Source organism: Alistipes sp. (assembly GCF_048465635.1).
Lineage (GTDB): Bacteria > Bacteroidota > Bacteroidia > Bacteroidales > Rikenellaceae > Alistipes.
Genome location: NZ_DBFWLF010000009.1, coordinates 137,664 through 156,435 on the forward strand (window position 1 = coordinate 137,664; position 18,772 = coordinate 156,435).

Below are 18,772 nucleotides of genomic sequence, written 5' to 3' on the forward strand. Positions count from 1 at the left end.
GGCGGAAAAGCCGTGCGGTTTCTTCTTCTTTCTACGAAAGAAGAGAAAGGGGACGAAACCAGAAGCCCCGGACGGGCAGGTTCCGTCCGGGGCCGAGTCGGGTTCCGATCGGCGGGATCAGAGCCACTTTTTGTACCGGAAGTACCAGATGGTCAGTCCGGAACAGAAGATCATCAGCCCGATGGCGAACAGGTAGCCCAGCGGAATGGTCCAGCCGTTTTGCAGCGTGACGTGCCAGTCCAGCTCGGGCATGTACTTGAAGTTCATGCCGTAGATCGAGGCGATGAGCGTGGCGGGCATGAAGATCACGGCGGCCACCGAGAAGATTTTGACGATCTCGTTCTGCTCGATGTTGATCAGACCCAGCGCCGCATCCTGGATGTAGTCCAGACGCTGGAAGCTGAAATCGGCGTGGTTGATCAGCGAGTTGACGTCCTTGATCATCAGCTGCAGGCGCGGGTAGATGTCGTTGGGGAAGCGCTCCGAGCGGAGGATGCCCGAGAGGACGCGCTGGCGGTCGAAGATGTTCTCGCGCAGCGACATGGTCGATTCCTGCAGGGCGCTGATGCGGTGCAGCACCTCCTTGTCGATCGAGTCCTCGGAGTTGATGTCCTTCGAGAGCGCCGCGACCTGCTTGGCGATCAGCTCCACCAGGTCGGCATCGAAGTCGATGCGCACCTCCAGCAGGGAGATGAACAGGTGGTAACCCGTTGAGTAACTGCGGTAGTTCATCTGCAGCCGCTTCTCCGTCTCGCGGAAGGTGCGGAACTCGGCGCTGCGCACCGAAACCAGCACGCCCTCGTTGGAGATGATGAACGAGACGGGTTCGACGATGAACGATTCGCCCGTGGGGACGAAAAAGTTGGAGTTGGAGATGATGGCATTCTCCGTTTCGGAGTACTTCGAAGTCGACTCGATCTCCTCGACCTGCTGCTTGGTCTGGAGGCTGATCTCCATGAAGTTCTCGACGGCCTTCTGCTCCTTGATGGTGGGCAGCATCATGTCGATCCAGAGGATGTCGTCGTAACCCAGTTCATCGAAGAGGCGGGTGTCGGCATTCCGGATGATCTTGTTGTACTGCTTGAGGTAAATCGTAATCATAAGAGGCTCTCTATAAAGTTCCTGAATCCGTTGGGCAGAGAGGCGGGCGCACCCGCTCAACCTCTTCAGCCGGGATTGGCCCTCGGAGCCACCTTGAGGCCCGAGTCCCAGAACTTTTCGAGCGCCTTGCGCTTCTGATTGTCGAAGATGTAGTCCAGTTGCGAGAGGTGGCCGTAGGCATCGTACGGCCGGCGGTCGTAACCGTACTCCACGACCGCTTCGTAGGTGTGCTCCAGCCCGTAGGTCAGCGCGTGCTGCAACCCCTCGCTCCAGTCGGGATCGGTGTCGGCATGCGCCACCCAGACCGCATAGGCAAAGGGTTTGCGGGGGGTCGGAAGACCCGCGAGCGGAGCGTCGGGTCCCGCAAAGAGTGCGGCGAGCGGCGAGGAGGGTTCCTCCGCAAGCAGGCGGTCGAGCGGCCCGCGGCCGGACGCACCCAGGCAGTAGCCCGTGACGATGCGGGCATCCGCAAGCGAGGGGACGACATGGACGGGAACCAGCGCCAGGTCGGCCCGGCGCTGCTGGAAATCGAGTACGGAGGTGGAAAAATCGGACGTGGAAAGTTCGGCGCGGAAATCAGTTCCGTGCCCTACACCATAGAGGAAGGGTATCGTATCGAGATACGACACCAGCGCTATACGGGGAACTATGACCATCATCCATAGGGTGTCAAACGGTTGGTTCGATCGAACAAAGGTAAACAAAAATCGGAAGAATTTTCCATAAAATCGAGAAAAAGTGCCGCCGGGTCTTGACAAGGGGGTATCGGCCGACGTATATTTGTCCGGCGATCCACACCTCCGGAAGCTCCGGACAAAAGTTATCGACACCGGGGAGCAGTTCTGTTCCAACACCTTGAGGATCGTTATCGACACTTTTCAACAAGTTTTCGACCACTTTTCAACAGACCGGGACCACCCGTCCGGGCAGCCCGCTCCATCCCGCATCCATCGTCCTCCCGCCGCATTGCAGCGGCCCTCGGGAGGGTCTCACCCAAAACCCTTTTTCCATGCAATTCACCCGTATTCCAACCCAGTTTTCCCCGCTCGGCGGACGGATCGACTATGCGGTCGGACACCCCGCGGCGGCGACCGTCCTGATCCGCATCACCGATGCGGACGGGACGCTGCGCGGGGCCAAGCGCTTCGCAGCAGTCCAGCAGGCGGCGTTCGACGCCGCGCCCTACCTCCGCTCCGCCCTGCGGTTCACCCCCGCAGCCGGACCCACGGGGGTCTTTCCGGCCACCGGGCGCACCGTAACGGCCGTCGTGGAGGCGACGGTGGAGGTCGCGGCGGACGCGACGGAGGTGTCGGACGAAACCGTCCGGATCAAAACAACCGCAGACAAAGCGGCAGCGGCGGAAAAGAGCGAAGACGCCGCATCCGGCGCAGCGACGGCGGAATCGGCGAAAGTGTCGGACGAAACCGACCGGAACGGAACGACCGCAAACAAAGTGACAGCGGCGGAAATCGCACCGAGCGAAACGGCTGTGCCGAGCGAAATGACCGCATCGTGCGAAGCGGCCGCATCCGGCACAACCGTTCGGGAAGCCGCGGCAGCCCGGGCCGCAGTCGACGGAGCGGGCGTGCCGCTCCAGCCGCTAACGGCCACGGCTCCGGCGAGGACCTTTCTGCCGTCGGCGGAAGCCGTTGCGGCCCCGGGGATGCTGACCACGATGCCGGCGGTCCGCCTGCTGCCGGACGGGGCGTGCGACGAGCTGACGCTGCTGACCGCCGCCGCGCAGTCGGTGACGGTGATCGCCCGGAACGCAGAGACGACCACCGCGGTGAATTACTCCGTGCCGGGGCCGGGCGTGTACCTGTTCCGGCTCGATGCACGCGACTTTCCGGGAGCCGAGACGCTCACGGTCGACGCCGGTGCGTGCGGAAGCGTCAGCTACACCCGCGTCGCGGCGCCCTGCGACGGGGTGCGGCTCGCATGGCGGAGCAGCGCGGGTTCCGTCGAGCACTACACCTTTCCGGTGGAGGTCTCCGCCGTCGTCGAGGCGACCAAAAGCAGGGCATACGGTCCCGACGGCCGCACCGCCGCGGGCACGCTGGAGCGGCGGCGGACGCTGCGGTCGGCGTTCGAGGTGCGCCCCGTGCTGGAGGCGCTCTCCGAGCTGACCGCGACGCCCGACGTATGGCTGGTCACGCCGACGGGTTACAAGCCCGTCGACGTGGTGAGCGAACAGGCCGTCGTGCACCGGCACGGTACGCTGAGCTGTCTGGAGATCGCGGTTCGCCCCCGCTGCAAAACCCCTCTGCCATGGAGCTGAAGATCGACGGACAGGTGTGCGACCGCAGCGGCGACCGCATCGCCGTACCGGGGTATGACGCCGCGAAAATGTGCGGGGCGGACGGCTGGCGCGAAGGGCGCCGGATGCGGCTGAGCGTGCCCGCCACCCCGCGCAACGACGCGATCCTGAACCACCCCCGCGACCCCCACGCGGCCGTGCGGTTTCAGGACGCCCAGCACCGGGCGGAGCTTACGGCCGACGGAGCCGTTCTGCTGGCGGGCACGGTGCGGCTGCTGGCGGCCTCCGACGAGGGGTACACGCTCGAAATCCGCGACGGGGGAGCCGGGTGGGCGCACCAGGCGGCACAGCGGATGTTCAATGCGTTGGGAGTTGAGTACGCGGCCTCGCTCACCCCCTCGACGATCCTTGCGAGCTGGACCGAACCGACGCCCGTGCGCTTCTTCCCCATCCACCGCGACGAATACCCGCAGCGCAACAGTCCGTCGGACCTGCTGCCCGCGGAGCGGATGCTCTCGGTGGACGACTACCACCCTTTCCTGCACATCGCAACGCTCGTCGGGACCGTTTTCGCGGAGGCCGGATACTACCTCGAAAGCCGCTTCTTCGCCTCGGAGTTCTTCCGCTCACTCTACCTGAGCGGAGCCTATCCGGCACGCGACACGCGGGCTCAGGCTGCCCGCATGGGCTTTTTCGCCCGCCGGCTCGGGGCCGCGACCGCGCAGGCGAACTCCTCCGGAAGGGTCTACGCCGATCCGCGGGCGCTCTACAACTCGGTAGGCAACATCGTCGAGACCGCCACGCCACAGACCGTGGACAGCGACGGGGAGCCGATCCCTGAGCTGGCCAACAACGGCGGCTGCTTCTCGCTGACGGGCGGTGCGATCGTCTTCACCCCGCCGACCGAGGTGAGCGCCGGATTCGAGTACTACCTCCGTTACACCACCGACCACCGCATCCTCACGCGGACGCAGCTGCGGGGATTCGATTCGGTCTACCTGGGCCCGGGGTCGGAGATGCGTTTCACGCTGGCCAACCGCTACGAGGACCGCCGGGAGCGGATCATGGCCAACTACACCTACCGCATCGTCGTCTTCGACCACGCGGCGGGGGCGCAGTACCGGCTGACGTTCACCCGGGACGGAGCGGCGGGCAGCGCGTGGACCGAGTTCGCGGCCCGCTCAGCGCAGGTGACCACGCCGGCGCTGGGGACGTTCGCCGACCCGGTGCTGTGGGTGCGCAGCGGCAGCGGCTGGACCGTTTATGCGGGCGACTGGGCGCTCTACGACGGCTACGTGGGCGAGACGGGGCAGACGACCGTGGAGCTGCGCGTGCGCACGGCGGCGGAGGTCGTCTCGCCCGCGGCGCCCAAGCGGTTCGACACGATCTACTTCTTCGGAGCGGAGGCCGGGATGTCGCTCACCCTCCACAAGGAGTGTTCGCTGCAGCCGCGGTTCGTCGCAGGCCCGGGGTTCGGGTCGCCGATCCGCTTCGCGGACGTGGCCCAGCACCGCATCCGGCAGGCGGAGCTGCTGGAAGCGTTGGCGCACCTGTTCAACCTGCGCTTCTGGAGCGACGAGGCGACGCGGACGGTCTACGCCGAACCGGCGGACGACCTCTTCGGAGCGGGCCCCCAGGCCGACTGGCGGGCCAGGAGCGACTTTTCACAGCCCGTCGTGCGGGAGCCGATCGTGCCGGAGATTCACGAGCGGAGGACCTGGTGCTACGGCGCGGGGGACGGGGCCGTGACGCGCTTCGCGGCGCAGACCGGAACCGAGCTGGGGGCATGGACCGCCTGCGCGCCGTCTCCGGCGGCCAAACAGGGGGAGCAGGTGCTGCGCAACGCGCTTTTCCACCCCACGCTCAGCTCCGCGGGGCACTACCTCAACGCCCCCTCGGCGCTGCTGCTGCAAATGGGCGACCGGGACGCGGCGCAGGACGACGGAAGCGGCTTCACGCCCCGCATCGTCCGCTACGCCGGGCTGCACCCCCTGCCCCAGAACGAGCGGTGGGGCTACCCTTCGACCGGGGCCGCCTATCCGCTGGCGGCGTTCCACTTCGCGGGCGACGCGGCGGCGGAGGCGTTCACGCTCTGTTTCGAGGACCGCGACGGCGCGCAGGGGCTCAACCGCTACTACCGGCGGCAGGTGGCGCAGGAGGAGTCGCTGGAGCGCATCACCCTCTCCGTGCGGCTCGCGCCCCACGAGTTCGAGGCGCTCTTCACGCCGGGGTGCGGAGCGCCCGAGCTGAGGTCGGTCTTCCGGATCGACACGGGCGCCGGGTGCGTGCGCGCCACGCTCCAGTCCATCGGCGACTACGATCCCGACGCCCGCACGGCGCGCTGCACCTTCATCCGGCTGCCGGAGGACTGACGATGAGCGGACACGAACAACATCTGATCGAAACGGCGCTCGGCCTGGTGCGGGGCCTTACGGGCGAGGAGGCTGTCCGCCGGCTCTTCGCCGCGGGGCTGATCGACCCGAGGGCCTGCGAGCGGCTGGTCGTCGTCGGGGAGGTCCGTCGGCTCACGACGGAGGGAATGCCCCGCTGCGAGGCGCTGCACGCCGCCGCACGAACCTGTTGCTGCTCCTACGAAAAGGCCCGCAGCAGCTACTATTACCAAATCAAAAAATCCCAGGAATGAAATCGGAAATTCAGATCAACAATGCGGCCGACGTATGCCGCATCGCCATCGAGGGGACGATCGGCGTGCCCGAAGAGTGGCAGTTCGAAAACCCCGACGAGCGCGTAGCCACCTACGAGAAGTTTCGGGAGGCGGTGCGGCGCATCGGCGCAATCGAGGCGCAGGAGGTCGTGGTCGACATCCGCTCGACGGGCGGCGACGTGAACGACGCGCTGCTCATCCACGACGCCCTGCAACAGACCGGAGCGCGCATCACCACCCGCTGCTACGGCTACACCGCCTCCGCCGCCACCATCATCGCGCAGGCCGCCTCGGAGGGGTGTCGTGAAATCTCGGCCAACGCCCTCTACCTAATCCACACGGCCGTCTGCGCCACGGAGGGCAACGCTGCCGAGATCGCAGGCAAGCTCGACCTGCTCCGGCAGACCGACGCCCGCATCGCCGCGGTCTACGCCGCCCGCTCGGGGCGTCCCGCCGCGCAGTTCGAGGCCCTGATGGCCGAGAACAACGGCTGCGGCCGCTGGCTCTCGCCCGAAGAGGCGGTCGCGGCGGGGCTGGCCGACCGGCTCATCGAGCCGGATGAGCTCCCCGCCACGTCGCTCACGCGCAACCTCGCCCGCGGCTGGGAACGGCTGCTGGCCGCGATCGGCGTCGCGCGGCAGCAGACGCTCCCGGCGGACCGCAACGTGCTGCACTTCGACGTGGAGGAGGCCGCCCTGCGGCAGCGTCCGGCCGCCGAAGCCCTCGCCCGCATCGGCCCCACGACGACATTGCCGCGCGAGGACCCCTCCCACGCGGAGACCGTCCGCTCGGCCAACGAACGCGCCTACGCCGAAGACGCGAAACAGCTTCGTAAGTAGCACCATCCACCCTTTATCAACCCTCAAAAACCAAACACCATGAGTTTTCTCGAAAATGCCAAGCAGTACACGGGTTCCGATCTGGAAACCATCTTCTTCCGCCCCATGCTCACCGGGCCGTCGGCCCTCGATCTGGGGGTGCGCGTCCTCTACAACCTGCCCACGCCCACGACCGTCCATCTGTGGGACGGGCAGCGCAACATCCTCCAGCAGTACAACGCCGCGGGGTGGACGGGCGGCGCTCCCGCGGCCAAATACCAGAAGACCATCGCACTCAAGCGCGTGAAGGCCGAACTGGGATTCTCGGCGTCCGACTACTTCTCGCTGGTCTACGAGAAGATCGCCGCACGGGCCGACGTGAACCTCGACGACCTGACCGGGTCGGAGCTGGAGCAGGCCGAAACGGCGCTCTTCAAGCAGGCCGTAGCCGAAAACATCCGCGCCACGATGTGGGTGGGCGACAGCGCTTCGGCCAGCGGCTACAACACTTTCGACGGCTTCCTCAAGACAATCAAGGCGGGGTGCGACGGCGAAGCGTTCTACAACGCCGTCTACCAGAAAGCCGATATGACCGCTCCGGAGAAGGTGGTGGAGCTGTTCGACGACCTGTGGCAGCACGCCCCCAGCCGGCTGCAGGACGTCAAAAGCGAAGGACAGCTCGTGCTGTTCGTCACCTCGGACCTGTATTACAGCTACGAAAAGTACCTCGACGCCAAGGGAGCCGACGCCGCCTACTCGGGAACGGTCGACGGCCGGCAGGGGCTGGCCTACCACGGCATTCCGGTGGTGGACGTGCGGCTGGCCAACTACCTGGTCGGAACCTCCCTCCATCAGTCGTTCTGCCTCTTGACCGACCGGCGCAACCTGGTGCTGGCGGTCAATACGGCCGACTTCCCGGGCAACGAGGTGCGCATGTGGTACAACCCCGACCAGATGGAGAACCGCCAGCGGGCCGTCTTCATGGCCGGGTGCGACATCCTCGACGAGACGCTTTTAGCGTACGCCTACCGTCAGTAAAATCAGCTGCCGCCTGCCGCCCGCGGAGAAGATCCGCGGGTTGCGGCGGCGGCCTTTTAAACCGTCGAAAATGAACAAAAAGAGAAAAAACCGAACCGCCGTGGGGGTCGCCGACCGCACGGACCCCTACCTCACGCTCGGCGCGGGACGCATCGAGAGCGACAAGTTCTGGCGCTGGGGCGACGACAACCTCTTCCCCCTCGCGCTGGCGCTGATGGCCCGCCGCTCGACCACCCACCGCCGCATCATCAACGACAAGGCCGACTACATCTCGGGCAAGGGATTCGTCTGCGACGAGGCCCGGCAGCCGCGACTGGCGGCCTTCGTGCACCGGGCCAACGGCGGGGAGAGCCTGAGGCAGGTGCTCAACAAGCTCGCCTTCGACAAGTCGCTCTTCGGCAACGCCTTTCTGGAGGCGGTGACCGATCCGGGACACACGTATCTGGCGCTCTACCATCAGGATGCGTCGCGCTGCCGGGTGGCCCGCGACTCGGCGCACGTGCTGCTGCACCACGACTGGACGGCCTTCAACGCCTCGGAGGCGCGCACGCTGCCCCTGTGGCCGCAGTTCGAGCGGCAGGCCGACGGGACGCTGCGCACGATCGTCCACTACAAGGACTACGAACCGACGTTCACCCACTACGGCGTGCCGCCCTACATCGCCGGATTCAGCGTCTCGGCCATCGCCTATAAGACCGACCGCTGGAACATTTCGCGGCTCGACAACTCGTTCCAGCTCTCGGGCGTGATGATGCTCGACTCGTCGGTGGACAACGAAGCCGAGGCCGAGCGCATCGTGCGGCTGGCCGAGAGGAAGTTCGCCGGAAATCCGGGGCAGGTGATGTTCGTGCTGCGCGACGGCGGGCAGGAGAACGACAACTCGCGCTTCATCCCCATCGCCTCGCAGAACGAGGGGGACTGGCGGGCGCTGCACGAGCAGGCCGTGGGGGATATCGTCGTGGCCCACTCCTGGTTCCGGACCCTGAGCGGACTGGACTACGCCGCGGGGTTCAGCGCCGAGCGCATCCTGCACGAATACGAGGTGGCGCTCAACACGGTGATCCTGGCCGAACAGGCCGAGCTGATGGAGCCGGTGCGCTCGCTGCTCGGCACGGTACTGGGGATCGACGCCTCGTCGCTGCAGGTGGTCAACCGGCCGCCGACCCGCACTAAACCGATCTATATGAAGGTCTGGGAGGCCCGCAAGGCCGACGGACTGGACTACGACCCGGAGGACGAGCGCCAGCAGGCGTTCCTCTCGGAGATTACCAAGTACAATATCCGGTCGATCGAGTAGGAGGAAGGTCGATCTGACCACTCTTCGGATCATATTACGGTCAAGGAAGTCCGACCGCCGAAGCCTCGCGGCGTGCCGCCGCGTTCATAAATCTGACCCCACCCCGGCCCTCCCTCAGGGAGGGAGATGGCGTACGATCCGGTTGGTTGAGAAAAATTTCATCTTATCAATTGGTTTTCGGCCATGAGCCTCGCAGGCCACAATCGTTTTGTTCTGTTCCTTTCTCGACCTTTAGGCCGGCGGGCGCAATCCCTCTCATTCTGCTTTCGACCATTAGGTCGGCGGGCCGCAGCCTCCGGCAGCGGAGGCCCTCTGTTGCGTATCCTCCGCAGGCTGCGACCCTGAACCGAGGCTCCCGGCAACGCGCCTCAATTATATCTAAGCAAAGCGACAGCTTTGCACCTCCGTCGCGCACTTCCGGAAACGGCGGGAATTGCGGTCGGACGACGACGAGCGCCCGGAACGGGCGTGCGATATGCTTTAGCTTTCGTGCCCGTTCAGTGAGGCGGAGGACGACCGGCCGCCGTTTTCTGCGTGCGCGGTTCTTTCGCCCTTTCTTCTAAAGAAAGGGCAAGAGATCCGGTTCGAAGAACTGCGGGCCGAATGTGCTCCGTCATGTTTTCGACCTTTAGGTCGGCGGGCCGCAGCCTCCCGGCGCGGAGGCCCGCTGATCGCGTCCCTCCGCAGGCTGCGTCCCTAAACAGGAATCCCATTGCAATACGATTCGTCTAAAATATGAATCCCTGCTCTTCAAACTCCGCAGGCTGCGTCCGGACATTCTCGCCCGATATGCCCCTCCGCAGGCCGCTACCCACTCAAACCAATTAACTCTTTATCCCAATGAAAACACTGATCACTCCCTCGCAGGCGCTCCGCCTGGCGTTCGGCGACGGCGAATACCTGCCGCCGACAACGATCGTCGAGGCCGACATCGCCGCCGCCGAACAGCGTTACCTCGTCCCGGTCCTCGGTCCCGCGCTCCACGAAAAACTGCTCGCGGGCGGCTATCCCGATTTCAGGACCGAATACCTCGCCGCCCCCGTCGCCCTCTTCACCCGGGCAATGATCCAGCCGCGGCTGGATATCCGCACCGACCGCGGCGGAGCTACCGCCCCCTACACCGCCTACGCCCGTCCGGCCGATGCCGAAGCGCGCCGACGCCAGCGGAAGGCTCTTCACGCAGAAGCTCGCACCCTCCTGCGCCGGGCCGCCCGCCATCTGGCCGACCACCGGGACGCATTCCCGGAATACGAACCCGAAAAAGACATCCTCAACCGCTGCTCGCTCGATGGAAACCTGGTACAAACTCGTTAGCGGCGCGGCGGCAGCCCTGACGGCATTGTTCGCTCCCATCGCCCCGCTGGTGGCGTGCACGATGCTCTTCATCGGCATCGACTTCCTCTCGGGCGTGGCCGCCGACCGCACCGCGGCCCGTCACGCCGGACGCCCGTGGTGTTTTGAAAGCCGCAAGGCGTGGCGCACGGTGGTCAAACTGGCGCTGACGCTCACGGCCATCGCCATGGCCTGGCTGATCGACAGCTGCGTGCTGGGCTTCCTCCAGCTCAATCTGGCACGGTTATTCACGGGATTCACGTGCGGCGTGGAGCTGTGGTCGTTTCTGGAGAACGCCGCGCAGCTCTCCGACGCGCCGCTCTTCCGCTGGCTGCGCCGCTACGTGGGCCGCCGCATCCGAAAGGAGGCGGGCGATGAGTAGGGGCCTCAGGAACAACAACCCGGGCAATATCCGCCGATCACGGGTGCGTTACCGAGGCGAGGTGCGGCCCTCGCAGGACCCCGCTTTCAAGCAGTTCGCCTCGCGCGCCTGGGGCTACCGGGCGATCTTCGTCCTGCTGGACACCTACCGGCGCCGGTACGGCCTGGACACCCTCTCGGGCATGATCGCCCGCTGGGCGCCTCCCGCGGAGAATGCCACGCAGGAGTACATCCGTGCCGTGTCGCGGCAGACGGGGATCGACCCCGACCGGCCGCTCGACACCGAAGACCGGGCGACGATGACCGCCGTCGCGGCTGCCATCGTCCGGGTGGAGAACGGAACCCCAGCCGTCCCGGAAGAGGTGGCTGGCGGTTGGGAGCTTTTCATCCGCCACCGACCCTGACCCGGGGCGGGAGGGGCCGCCTGTGCCGCGTCCACGGACCGGAAAGGTTTCGCCCTCCCCGATCGACTGCGGACGAAGGAAGCTCGTCACAACCGCTCGCCCCGCCAAAAGCGAACCGAAAAGCGCCTGATTCCGCCTTTTTTTACTATCTTTGGAAGCATGAACACCCGCTGTCTTGCAGAACGGTTGGAACGCATGCCCATGCTCCGGATCGTCGTCCCTTTCGCGGCCGGAATTGCGCTCGCGGAGCACGGCACACTGCCCCTGTGGTTTCTCGCAGGGGCTTTCGTGTGCACGGGAGCCGTCGCCCTGCTGCTGCGCTCGCCGCTCAGCCTTGCGGGGATGCTCCTCGCGGCGGGATTCGGCGCGGCTCAGCTGCGGACCGGGGAGCCTGCCGTACCGCGGGGTGTCGAGACCACTTACGAAGTGCTTGTCGACGGGATCCCCGTCGACCGGGGGCGTTACAAGACGGCCGACGCCGTCGTTACGGCGTGGCGCGACCCGGCGGACGGGAGGTGGCACGCCGCGGGCGACCGTATTGCGCTGCGGGCGGACAGCCTGACCCCACTCGGCAGTGGGGAGCGCTTCTGCTGCCGCGGCCGCATCCGCCCCTTCGGCGGTCCGGACGGCTATCGCAGGCTGATGGCCCGGCGAGGGTTTGCCGGAACGCTCTGGGTCGGCGAACGCACCCTGCTCTGCCGCCTGCCCGAGGTGCGGCACACGCTCCACGTGCGGGCGGCGGAACGGATGCGGCGGCTGAAAATCGCGGGCGATGCGGGCGCGGTCGTGCAGGCCATGACGGCGGGCGACCGGAGCGGCATCACGCCCGAACTGCGGGCCGTCTATTCGCGCAGCGGCTTTGCGCACCTGTTGGCCGTGTCGGGGCTGCATACGGGCATCGTCTTCGCGCTGGTTAACCTGGCGCTGTGGTGGCTGCCGCTGCTGAGGCGGGGTCACCTCGTGCGCAACCTGCTGGCCGCCGGGGCCGTGTGGCTCTTCGTCGCGGCCGCAGGGTTCCCGCCGAGCGCCGTGCGGGCCGCCGTGATGTGCACACTGCTGCAGACGGCGCTGGCCTCCTCGTCGGAGTACGTCGCCCTGAACGCGCTGGCGGCGGCCGCCTTCGGCATGCTCCTGTGGAACCCCGCCTGGCTCGGGGATCAGAGTTTTCAGCTGTCGTTTCTCGCCGTCGGGGCCATCCTCGCATGGGGCGTGCCCCTCTGCCGGCGTCTTCGCACCGGGCGGCGGCTCGCCGACGCAGCGATCGGTGCGCTGGTCATCAGCCTGACGGCCAGTGCGGCCGTCGCCCCGCTCGTGGCGCATACGTTCGGTGTAGTTCCGCTGGCGGGCATCCTGCTCAGCCCGCTGGCGATCCTGCTCGCCACGGTCATCGTTCTGGGCGGCACGCTCTGGCTGGCGATACCCTTGCCGATCCTCGCCCCGCCGCTCCGGTTTATCCTGACGCAGGCGGCCCGCTGGCTCGATGCGCTGGCGGGGTTCGCGGCCGGACATCCCGCCGGCAGCGCCGAATACGCGCCCGGACTGCCGGCCACCGCTGCCCTCTACCTCCTTTTCGCCCTTGCGACGCTCGCCTGCTGGTCCGCGGAACCGAAAAAAAGCGTAACTTTGCATCGATGATTACCGCAGAAGAGTTCACGGCGCTCACCTCACCCGAGGTGCAGCGGGCCATCGCCGAAGCGCGGGGCCGCGACCCGCTGGAGGTCGCGCTTGATGACCGCATCCCCCATGCGCGGCTGGTGGCCACGCAGGTCAAGTACCTCGCGCGGGCCGAGCGCAAGCTGCCGACGTATGCCGCGGCGCAGTGCATCCTGCCGCCCCGGGCGTTCGAACAGGCGTCGAGCGAAGCGTGCGCGGCCGCGAAGCTGCTTTCGGGCGATGCGGCGCTCGATCTGACCTGCGGACTGGGCGTGGACGCGCTCTTCCTCAGCCGTCGTTTCCGGCGCGTGGTGACCCTCGAACGCGACCCCGTGCTGGCGGCCGTCGCCCGTCGGAACTTTTCCGGAATGGGTGCTGCCAATATCGAGGTGGTCAACGCGTCGGCGGAGGAGTATCTCGCCCGCACGGACGAGCGTTTCGACTGGATCTACGCCGATCCCGACCGCCGCGGGGCCGACGGCCGCAAAAAAGTGCGGCTGGAGGAGTGCTCGCCCGACATCGCGGCCCTGCTGCCGCGCCTGCGGGAGCTGTCGGAGCGGCTGTGCGTCAAGCATTCGCCTCTGTTCGACGTCGACGAAGCCCCGCGCATCTACGGTCCCTGCCGCGTCGAGGCGCTCTCGCTGGCCGACGAATGCAAGGAGGTGGTGGTCTATGCCGACGGCTCCGCGCCGCTGCTGACGGCCACGGCGATCGGGCGCGGCTCGTTCTCGGCCGAACCGGGTGCGGCGGCCGCGCTGCCCGCCCCCGGGGAGTTCCGCCCCGAGCGTTACCGGTGGCTGGTGATCCCCGACGTGGCGCTGCAAAAGATCCGGCTGGCGCGGCTCCACCTCAACGGGCGCGCCGAAATGTGGAGCCCGAACGGCTTCGCCTTCGCCGGGGAGGAACCCCGCGACATTCTGGGCCGCGCGCTGGCCATCGAGCGGATCGAACCCTACGACCCGCGGCGGCTCCGGCGCGAGCTGGCGGGGTGCGGGGCGGAGCTTCTCAAGCGCGACTTCCCGCTACCGGCCGAAGAGCTGATGCGGCGGCTGGGCGTGCATGCGGGCGGCGAGCGGCGGCTGGCCTTCACGAAAATCGGGAACGATTATTGGGTTATCCATTTAAAATAGTTAGCTTTGCACAACCTTAGCGCGCCATGAAACTGAGCGAGATAATCACCTATTTCACCACGACGATCTTTCAGCGGGACGCCTGCGAGTGGCGCAACCCCGTGGTACGGTGGCTCGTGCAGCAATACAAGCTGCTCTTCTACACGGCCCGCGGACTGCTCGAACACGGGACGATCATCCGCTCGGCGGCGCTGACTTTCTACACGCTCATGTCGCTCGTGCCGATCATCGCGGTGGTCTTCGCCGTGGTGAAGGGGTTCGGACTGGCCGACGGACTGGTGGCCAACCTCTACTCGCTCTTCCCGCAGAATCCCGAGATCGTCGACTACCTGGTGGGCTTCGCCGAAAAGGCGCTGGCCCGCACGCAGGGGGGCGTGGTGGCCGCCGTGGCGCTGGTCATGCTCTTCTGGGCGGTGATCCGGGTCTTCAGCTCGATCGAAAGCGCCTTCAACAACATTTGGGAGGTGAAGGTCGAGCGGAGCATCACCCGCCAGTACACCGACTACATCGCCGTGGTGCTGATCGTGCCGCTGCTGTGGATCGTGGCCAACGCCGTGGGCAACTTCGCCGAGCAGCTCCTGGGCTTCGACGACAGCTGGTTCTTCAACCTCCTTTCGCGGCTGGTTTCGCTGGCCGTGATCTGGATGATGTTCTCGCTGCTCTACATGATCATCCCCAACGCCCGGGTCCGCTTCCGCAGCGCCCTGATGGCCGGCATCGTCGCGGGTACGCTCTTTCTGGTCTTCCAGTGGGGCTACCTCTACGTGCAGCGGTGGATGACCTCCTACAACGCCATCTACGGCAGTTTCGCGGCCCTGCCGCTGCTGCTGATCTGGCTGCAGACCTCGTGGCAGATTCTGCTGTTCGGCGGCGAGCTGTCGTTCGCCTACCAGAACAGCTCCCGCTTCGGCGAGGAGCGCGAATCGCTGCTGGTGAGCTACGACCAGCGTCGGAAAATCCTGCTGGCGACGATGCTCACCGTCATCCGCCACTTCCGCGACCAGGGCGGAGCCGTTGCGGCCGACACGATCCGCGACCGGCTCGAACTGCCCACGCGCATCGTCAACGACGTGCTCTACCAGCTGGTGCAGGCCGGGCAGCTGATTGCCGTGCGCAACGGGGACGGGGAGCGCGAGGTCGCCTACGCCCCGGCGCGCGACATTACCGAGATGACCGTCTACGGCGTGCTCGAAGCGGTCGAAAAGGCGGGGCAGAACGCGTTCGAATACGCCCCGACGCCCGAGCTGGCACGCATCGACCGCGAGCTGGAACTGCTCAAGGAGCAGGCGCGCGCCTCGCAGGACAATGTCAAACTCACCGACCTGCTATGACCCTGCAGCGCATTGTCATCGTCGGAAGCGGCAACCTGGCCGAAGCGCTCGCGCAGGCCGTTGCCCGCAGCGGCCTCGACCTGGTCCAGCTCTTCGCCCGCAATCCGCAGCGCGGGCCGGAGGTGGCGCGGCTGGCCGGAACGGCGTGGACCGCCGATCCGCAGCAGCTCGCCGAAGCGGACGTTTACCTGCTCTGCGTGAGCGACCGGGCCGTGGCGGAGGTCGCCGCTTCGCTGCCCGTACCGACCGGGGCCGTCGTGGCCCACACGGCGGGCAGCGTGCCGATCGACGCCCTGAAGCGCTTCCCGCTGCGGGCAGTCTTCTACCCGCTCCAAACCTTCACCCGGGGCCGCGCGGTCGACTTCCGGCAGATACCCCTCTTTCTGGAGTGTTCGACCCCGGCGCTGCGTGAGCCGCTGGAGGCATTCGCCCGACAGCTCTCCGACACGGTGCTCTTCGCCGACTCCGCACAACGGGCACGGCTCCATCTGGCGGGGGTCTTCGCCTGCAACTTCGCCAACGCCCTCTACGGCGCCGGTGCCGCGATCCTGCGCGACGCGGGGCTGGGGTTCGACCTGCTGAAGCCCCTGATCGCCGAAACCGCCGCCAAGGCGTGCGACGCGGCGTCCCCGGCCGACGTGCAGACGGGACCCGCCGTGCGCGGCGACCGCCCCACGCTCGAACGGCATGCGCGCATGCTCTCCGGGCAGCCCGATCTCGCAGCGATTTACGAAACGATCAGTCACTATATATGGGAAATTTCAAAGAGGACATAGCCGCCGCCGAAGCGTTCATCTTCGACGTCGACGGCGTGATGACCGACGGGGGGATCATCCCCACCGTCGACGGCGACTTTATCCGCCGCTACAACGCCAAGGACGGCTACGCGCTGGCATACGCCATCAAGCGGGGTTACAAGGTCTGCATCATCACCGGAGGGCGCGGACCCACGCTCGAACGCCGCCTGCAGATGCTCGGCATCACGCGTTACTGGACCGACTGCATGGACAAAATCGCCGTCCTGCGCCAGTATTTCGCCGAGGAGGGGATCGACCCCGCCCGCGCAATCTACATGGGTGACGACATTCCCGATCTGGAGTGCATGCGCGAAGTGGGCATCCCGGTCTGCCCGGCCGACGCCGCGTCGGAGGTCCTCGAAACCTCGCGCTATGTCTCGGAGTTCCGCGGCGGCGAGGGAGCCGTGCGCGATATCATCGAGCAGGTGCTGCGCGCCCGCGGCGACTGGGCACGCGACTCGCAGGGGGTGACCCCTTCGTCGCTGGCCGCTTCGCGGTAGGGAGCTGGGGGGGGGAAGATCGGCTGCGGTGTTCCGGCGGGAGTCGTCAGCGGTTTCCGCTGCCGGCTCCCGAAAACGAGGCGTTGAAGAACGAACAGTCCGCCGCCGGGTCCCATGAACAAGGCGGTCAAGAACGAAAAGGCCGCTGCCGGCTCTCCAAAAAAGGCGGGGCGGTTGGAGAAAATCCAACCGCCCCGCACGCGTTGAGTCCGGGCGGGCTATTCGTCGATGAAGTCGATGTTCACCTGCCGCTGGAATGCCTCCTGCAGGGAGATATGCGTCTCGGTCGACGCCACGCCCTGAATGCGCAGGATGCCGTCGAAGATGGTGCGCATCAGGTGTTCGTTATCCACGCAGTAGAGCTTCACGAGGATATTTCCCTTGCCCGTGATGAAGTGGCACTCCACGATCTCGGGAACCTCCTTGAGCTGCTCCACGGTCTGTTTGAGCAGCTGCGGGTCCTTGAGCGTGATGCTGATGTGGGCGCATACGTCGAACCCCATCATCTTGGGGTCGACGATCAGACGGCTTCCCAGAATCACGCCCGACTCGTCGAGCTTGCGGATACGCTGATGGATGGCCGCCCCCGAGATACCGCACTCGCGGGCGATCTCCAGAAAGGGCATGCGGGCGTTCTTAATCAGATACTTGAGTATCTTGCGGTCTATCGCATCCAGATTGGCTTTAGGCATAAACTTACTTTTTTAATATTTTTATCCAGGAGCGGGCAGCCGCAGTCGGCTGTTCCTCCGGCACGGTCGCCCCTCTTTCGACGGCCCGGCACAGCGGGTCTGTACCCCGGACCCGAAAGCCCGAAGCCGACTCCGCTCTTTTCGGGCGAATGTCCTATTGGATCACCTTCAGTTCGCGGCCCACCTTGACGAAGGCGGCGATGCAGCGGTCGAGCTGCTCGGTGGTGTGGCCCGCCGAAACCTGCACGCGGATGCGCGCCTGTCCCTTCGGAACCACCGGGTAATAGAATCCGGTAACGAAAACCCCCTCGTTCTGCAGGCGGGCGGCGAAGTCCTGCGACAGCTTGGCGTCGTAGAGCATCACGGCGCAGATGGCCGACTGGGTGGGTTTGATGTCGAAGCCGGCCGCCAGCATCCCCTTGCGGAAGTGCTCGACGTTGCCGACCAGCCTGTCGTGCAGCGCGTCGCTCTCGGCCAGCATCCGGAACATTTCGATGCTCGCACCCACCACGGCGGGGGGCAGCGAGTTGGAGAAGAGGTAGGGACGCGACCGCTGGCGCAGCATGTCGATGATCTCCTTACGGCCGGTGGTGAAGCCGCCCACGGCGCCGCCGAACGCCTTGCCCAGCGTACCGGTGAGGATATCCACCTGCCCGCGCAGGTCGTACAGCTCCGTGATGCCGCGGCCCGTTCGGCCCAACACGCCCGCCGAGTGGCACTCGTCGACCATCACCAGCGCGTCGTACTTCTCGGCCAGCGCGCAGATCTTGTCGAGCGGGGCGGCGTTGCCGTCCATCGAAAAGACCCCGTCGGTGCAGATCACGCGGAAACGCTGCGCCTGCGCCTTTTTGAGGCACTCCTCCAGCTCAGCCATGTCCGCGTTGGCGTAACGGTAGCGCACGGCCTTGCACAGGCGCACGCCGTCGATGATCGAGGCGTGGTTCAGCGCGTCGGAGATAATGGCGTCCTGATCCGTAAAGAGCGGTTCGAAGACGCCCCCGTTGGCGTCGAAGCAGGCGGCGTAGAGGATCGTGTCCTCCGTGCCGAAGTAGTCGGCGATCGCCTTTTCCAGCTCCTTGTGGATGTCCTGACAGCCGCAGATGAAACGCACGGACGACATACCGAAACCGCGCGCATCCATCGCCCGCTTCGCGGCCTCCACGAGGCGCGGATTGTCCGACAGGCCCAGGTAGTTGTTGGCGCAGAAATTCAGCACCTTGCGGCCTGCCACCTCGATCTCGGCCCGCTGGGGCGACTCGATGATGCGCTCGCGCTTGTAAAGACCCGCCTCTTCGATGGCGGCGAGTTCCCGTTGCAGATGTTCCCTGATTTTTCCGTACATATCGTTAATTTTTTGATGAATTTGCAGCTGTCAG

Annotated in this window: 18 protein-coding genes; 14 read left to right on the plus strand and 4 right to left on the minus strand. The window is 66.1% G+C overall.

The features are described 5' to 3' along the window. Positions 1 to 117: 117 nt before the first annotated feature. Both ACMO9O_RS04065 and ACMO9O_RS04070 read right to left on the minus strand, forming a co-directional pair. On the minus strand, positions 118 to 1,101 hold the full coding sequence (locus tag ACMO9O_RS04065; RefSeq protein WP_418982337.1) for a CorA family divalent cation transporter: 984 nt from the start codon (positions 1,099 to 1,101) through the stop codon (positions 118 to 120). 65 nt (positions 1,102 to 1,166) lie between these two features. Next, positions 1,167 to 1,760, minus strand: coding sequence for an ABC transporter substrate-binding protein (locus tag ACMO9O_RS04070; RefSeq protein ID WP_418982338.1), 594 nt, complete (start codon positions 1,758 to 1,760; stop codon positions 1,167 to 1,169). 350 nt (positions 1,761 to 2,110) lie between these two features. Between ACMO9O_RS04070 and ACMO9O_RS04075 the strand changes: the two genes are divergently transcribed. The 14 genes from ACMO9O_RS04075 (at position 2,111) to ACMO9O_RS04140 (ending at position 16,704) form a co-directional block, all read left to right on the plus strand. Then, complete coding sequence (locus tag ACMO9O_RS04075; protein ID WP_418982339.1) at positions 2,111 to 3,379, plus strand: hypothetical protein; 1,269 nt, start codon at positions 2,111 to 2,113, stop codon at positions 3,377 to 3,379. Then, entirely contained in the window at positions 3,370 to 5,730 is a 2,361-nt protein-coding gene (locus ACMO9O_RS04080; RefSeq protein WP_418982340.1) for a hypothetical protein, read from the plus strand. The genes ACMO9O_RS04075 and ACMO9O_RS04080 overlap by 10 nt, the downstream gene beginning before the upstream one ends. Positions 5,731 to 5,732: 2 nt before the next feature. Then, the gene (locus ACMO9O_RS04085) at positions 5,733 to 6,002 is read left to right on the plus strand and encodes a hypothetical protein (protein ID WP_418982341.1); all 270 of its coding nucleotides are present in this window, start codon (positions 5,733 to 5,735) and stop codon (positions 6,000 to 6,002) included. Continuing rightward, the gene (locus tag ACMO9O_RS04090; protein WP_418982342.1) at positions 5,999 to 6,862 is read left to right on the plus strand and encodes a Clp protease ClpP; all 864 of its coding nucleotides are present in this window, start codon (positions 5,999 to 6,001) and stop codon (positions 6,860 to 6,862) included. The genes ACMO9O_RS04085 and ACMO9O_RS04090 overlap by 4 nt, the downstream gene beginning before the upstream one ends. A 39-nt stretch (positions 6,863 to 6,901) precedes the next feature. After that, complete coding sequence (locus ACMO9O_RS04095) at positions 6,902 to 7,879, plus strand: hypothetical protein (RefSeq protein ID WP_418982343.1); 978 nt, start codon at positions 6,902 to 6,904, stop codon at positions 7,877 to 7,879. 70 nt (positions 7,880 to 7,949) lie between these two features. Beyond that, positions 7,950 to 9,176, plus strand: coding sequence for a phage portal protein (locus ACMO9O_RS04100; RefSeq protein ID WP_418982344.1), 1,227 nt, complete (start codon positions 7,950 to 7,952; stop codon positions 9,174 to 9,176). An 840-nt stretch (positions 9,177 to 10,016) separates the two neighbouring features. Further along, positions 10,017 to 10,490 (plus strand): hypothetical protein, encoded by a 474-nt coding sequence (locus ACMO9O_RS04105; RefSeq protein ID WP_418982345.1) that lies wholly within the window; start codon positions 10,017 to 10,019, stop codon positions 10,488 to 10,490. Then, entirely contained in the window at positions 10,465 to 10,890 is a 426-nt protein-coding gene (locus ACMO9O_RS04110; protein ID WP_418982346.1) for a phage holin family protein, read from the plus strand. The genes ACMO9O_RS04105 and ACMO9O_RS04110 overlap by 26 nt, the downstream gene beginning before the upstream one ends. Continuing rightward, a complete protein-coding gene (locus tag ACMO9O_RS04115) occupies positions 10,883 to 11,293 on the plus strand; it encodes a structural protein P5 (RefSeq protein WP_418982347.1) in 411 nt (136 codons plus the stop codon). The genes ACMO9O_RS04110 and ACMO9O_RS04115 overlap by 8 nt, the downstream gene beginning before the upstream one ends. 159 nt (positions 11,294 to 11,452) lie before the next feature. Then, complete coding sequence (locus tag ACMO9O_RS04120) at positions 11,453 to 12,928, plus strand: ComEC/Rec2 family competence protein (protein WP_418982348.1); 1,476 nt, start codon at positions 11,453 to 11,455, stop codon at positions 12,926 to 12,928. Further along, complete coding sequence (locus ACMO9O_RS04125; RefSeq protein ID WP_418982349.1) at positions 12,925 to 14,076, plus strand: THUMP-like domain-containing protein; 1,152 nt, start codon at positions 12,925 to 12,927, stop codon at positions 14,074 to 14,076. The genes ACMO9O_RS04120 and ACMO9O_RS04125 overlap by 4 nt, the downstream gene beginning before the upstream one ends. 26 nt (positions 14,077 to 14,102) lie before the next feature. After that, positions 14,103 to 15,407 (plus strand): YhjD/YihY/BrkB family envelope integrity protein, encoded by a 1,305-nt coding sequence (locus ACMO9O_RS04130; RefSeq protein ID WP_418982350.1) that lies wholly within the window; start codon positions 14,103 to 14,105, stop codon positions 15,405 to 15,407. 2 nt (positions 15,408 to 15,409) lie between these two features. After that, entirely contained in the window at positions 15,410 to 16,183 is a 774-nt protein-coding gene (locus ACMO9O_RS04135) for a Rossmann-like and DUF2520 domain-containing protein (protein ID WP_418982450.1), read from the plus strand. Next, the gene (locus tag ACMO9O_RS04140; protein ID WP_418982351.1) at positions 16,159 to 16,704 is read left to right on the plus strand and encodes a KdsC family phosphatase; all 546 of its coding nucleotides are present in this window, start codon (positions 16,159 to 16,161) and stop codon (positions 16,702 to 16,704) included. Before ACMO9O_RS04135 ends, ACMO9O_RS04140 begins: the two co-directional genes overlap by 25 nt. A gap of 218 nt (positions 16,705 to 16,922) precedes the next feature. Here the strand turns inward: ACMO9O_RS04140 and ACMO9O_RS04145 are convergent, their stop codons facing one another. Both ACMO9O_RS04145 and kbl read right to left on the minus strand, forming a co-directional pair. After that, entirely contained in the window at positions 16,923 to 17,396 is a 474-nt protein-coding gene (locus tag ACMO9O_RS04145; RefSeq protein ID WP_418982352.1) for an Lrp/AsnC family transcriptional regulator, read from the minus strand. 154 nt (positions 17,397 to 17,550) lie between these two features. After that, positions 17,551 to 18,738: a glycine C-acetyltransferase gene (gene kbl / locus ACMO9O_RS04150; protein WP_418982353.1), complete on the minus strand. Its 1,188-nt coding sequence runs from the start codon at positions 18,736 to 18,738 to the stop codon at positions 17,551 to 17,553. Positions 18,739 to 18,772 lie beyond the last annotated feature (34 nt).